A 2,745-nucleotide genomic window follows, 5' to 3' on the forward strand; every position below is an offset into this window, starting at 1 on the left:
CCGTCCGTGGGCCGCGCGGTGGCCGTCCTCGCCCTCGTGGCGGTCGCCGCCCTGATCCCGCTGCTCGGCCCGTCGGCTGCGCTGCGCGGCACCGGCGAGGCACAGGCGCCCGGCACGGCCGGCATCACGGCCCTGCGCGCGATCGTGTTCGCCGCCCTGTGCGTGCAAGGGGGCGAGGTGTTCGCCGCGCGGCTCGCCCGCCGGGTTCCCGGGGCGCCGCTGGACCGGCTGCCGCGCGGCTGGTCGGCGTACGCGGCGTGGGCGGGGTGCGTGGCCGCGCTCGGGCTCGCCGCCGTCGTGGCGAACGGCAATCTCGTGCCGAGCTCGCTCGGCGACCTGGACATCGGGCGGCTGTACGACACCCGGGACGGCAGGCTCGCCCTCCTGGAGGTCAACGCCTTCCTCGCGGCCGCCCTGTGCGCACGCTCGCGGCGTCCGGCCGTCGCCGCGCTGCCGCTGGCCGCGGTGGTCGTCGCGGAGGCGCTGCGGGCCCATCCGCCGGTGGAGGACGCCCCGCTCGTGGGCAGCGGGCTCACGCTGGTGCATCTGACGTGCGGGGCGCTGTGGGCGGGCGGGCTGCTGTACGTCCTGCGGATGCTGCGGCGGTGGCGGACGTCGTCCCCGGAGGCGGGCGCCGCCGTTCTGGGGCTCTATGCGCGCGTGGCCGCCGTCCTGTTCGCCGCGATCACGGTGACGGGGACGTTCAGCACGCTGCGCCGGATGCCGCCGGGCACGGTCCTCGACCAGCTCACGGAGACCGCCTACGGCCGCACCCTGCTCGCCAAGGTGCTGCTCGTGGCCGTCGTCGCGGTGCTCGCGCTGCTGGCCCGGTACCGGCTGCGGCACACGGAGGACCGCGTCTCGGCCTACGTCCCCGCGCGCGGAGAGGTGATCGCGCTGGGGGTCGTCGTGGTGCTCTCGGCGCTGCTCACCGCGGTGCCGGTGCCGATCCGCTGGTGACCGCCGCGGGCTCCGCTTCCGGGTGCTCCCCGGTCGCCCCGAGGACCCCCTTCGTCAGCAGGAACTGCGCCGCGATGTAGGTGAGCATGATGGCGAAGTCGGGCCGGGGCAGTTGCGGCCACTCGGCGACGCCGGTCGCGATGAGCGTGTCCGACAGCAGGAACAGCGCGCCGCCGGCCGCCGCGGTGAGGCCGAGCGTCGTCGCGCCGAAGGCCATCGCGGTGAGCAGCAGGCTGTAGCCCGCGACGGGGCCGCGCATGTCGGCGGGCAGGTCGGGCCAGAGCAGCACCACGGTGACGGCGAGCGCGAGGGCGTACACGGCCACGAGACCCGCTCCCCGCGCGCGGGGGGAGCCGCCGCCCTTGCCCGCATACCGCGCGGTGTCGCCGTACCGCTTGAAGAGCACGAGGTAGCAGACGTGCCCCGCCGCGAACGACCCCATCCCCGCGAGGAAGGCGAGGTCGGCGTCGAAGAGCAGGAAGGTGTCGCCGCCCCAGCCGAACAGGAGGGCGGCGATCAGCAGACGGGGGCCGCCCCGCACGGCGGCGTACGCCGCGAGCAGCGGCATCAGGAGCGGCTTGAAGACGGTGTGGCCGGGTCCGAAGTCGGCCAGCAGGGAGAGGAGGTCGCCGAGCGCGGCGACGCCGAAGGCGCCGAGCAGCGGCCTCGGGGACGGCCGCCGCGTCACGCCGCCCGCTCCGGGACCGTGGCGTCGGGGGCCGGCACGGGCGCCGCGACCGCCGCGGGGGCCTGCGGCTGCCACCCCGGGCCGCGGAAGACGCGCCCGGCCCGCTCGCGCCAACCGGAGGCCGCCCTGAGGTCCTTGGCGATGGCGGCGTACTCGTGGGTGGCCACGCGCAGCGGGTTGAAGGTGTCGATGTTCTTCGTCAGGCCGTACACGGGACGGTCGGTCTCGGCGACCCACGAGCCGAACATGCGGTCCCAGATGATCAGGATGCCGCCGAAGTTGCGGTCCAGGTAGCCGCCCTGGGACGCGTGGTGCACGCGGTGGTGGGAGGGCGTGTTGAAGACGTACTCGACGGGGCGGGGCAGCTTCCCGATCCGCTCGGTGTGGATCCAGAACTGGTAGACCAGGTTGGCCGACGAGCAGAACGCGAGCGCGGCCGGGTGCACGCCGCAGGCGATGAGCGGCAGGTAGAACGGCCAGACCGTCAGGCTCGTCCAGGGCTGGCGCAGCGCCGTCGTGAGGTTGAACTTGCGGCTGGAGTGGTGCACGACGTGGCAGGCCCACAGGATGCGGATGACGTGGTGGCCGCGGTGCGACCAGTAGTAGAAGAAGTCCTGCGCGAGCAGCATCAGCGGGATCGTCCACCACAGGACGGGCACGCGCAGCGGTGTCAGCGCGTAGACGCCCGAGTAGATCGCGACGATCGGGATCTTCCACAGGAAGTCGAAGACGAGGCTGCCGAGTCCCATGGTGATGCTGGTGGCGGCGTCCTTGGTCTCGTACCCGGCGGCGTCCTCGTCGGGATGGATCCGGTGGCTCACGATCTCGACGACGGTGAGCAGCACGAAGGCCGGTATGGACCACAGCACGACATCGGGCAGGTTCGGGGACATGCGTGCACCGTAGAACGGCTCTTCGTCCGCGACTAGGGGTTGTTACCGACAAGTATTACCGGGGGTACGGGAGCGGTTGTTGGTGATCTCCACCAAACGGACCGGCTCACACGGCGGACGGCCGCGCAATCATCGGGCGCGGCCTCACGCGCCGAGGGTCCGGGCAGCGCCCCCGCCTCACACCCCGGCCGCCCCCAGCAGCTG

The 2,745-nt window shown here is 73.6% G+C and carries 3 protein-coding genes; 1 reads left to right on the plus strand and 2 read right to left on the minus strand.

Annotated elements, in window-relative coordinates; translation table 11 throughout:
- Window positions 1-960: CopD family protein (locus tag AOK22_RS38665; RefSeq protein WP_055703298.1), on the plus strand; the 960-nt coding region annotated here is incomplete at its 5' end.
- Here the strand turns inward: AOK22_RS38665 and AOK22_RS38670 are convergent.
- The gene (locus AOK22_RS38670) at window positions 929-1,648 is read right to left on the minus strand and encodes a lysoplasmalogenase (protein WP_055703299.1); all 720 of its coding nucleotides are present in this window, start codon (window positions 1,646-1,648) and stop codon (window positions 929-931) included. The genes AOK22_RS38665 and AOK22_RS38670 overlap by 32 nt on opposite strands.
- Window positions 1,645-2,541 (minus strand): sterol desaturase family protein, encoded by an 897-nt coding sequence (locus AOK22_RS38675; protein WP_055703300.1) that lies wholly within the window; start codon window positions 2,539-2,541, stop codon window positions 1,645-1,647. The genes AOK22_RS38670 and AOK22_RS38675 overlap by 4 nt, the downstream gene beginning before the upstream one ends.
- Window positions 2,542-2,745: the final 204 nt, after the last annotated feature.

Source organism: Streptomyces silaceus, from assembly GCF_001419745.1.
Taxonomy (GTDB): Bacteria; Actinomycetota; Actinomycetes; order Streptomycetales; family Streptomycetaceae; genus Streptomyces; species Streptomyces silaceus.

What these genes read in the sequence shown, in the direction of transcription:
- AOK22_RS38675 (WP_055703300.1), bottom strand. Translation starts at nt 2,541, where the DNA reads ATGTCCCCGAACCTGCCCGATGTCGTGCTGTGGTCCATACCGGCCTTC.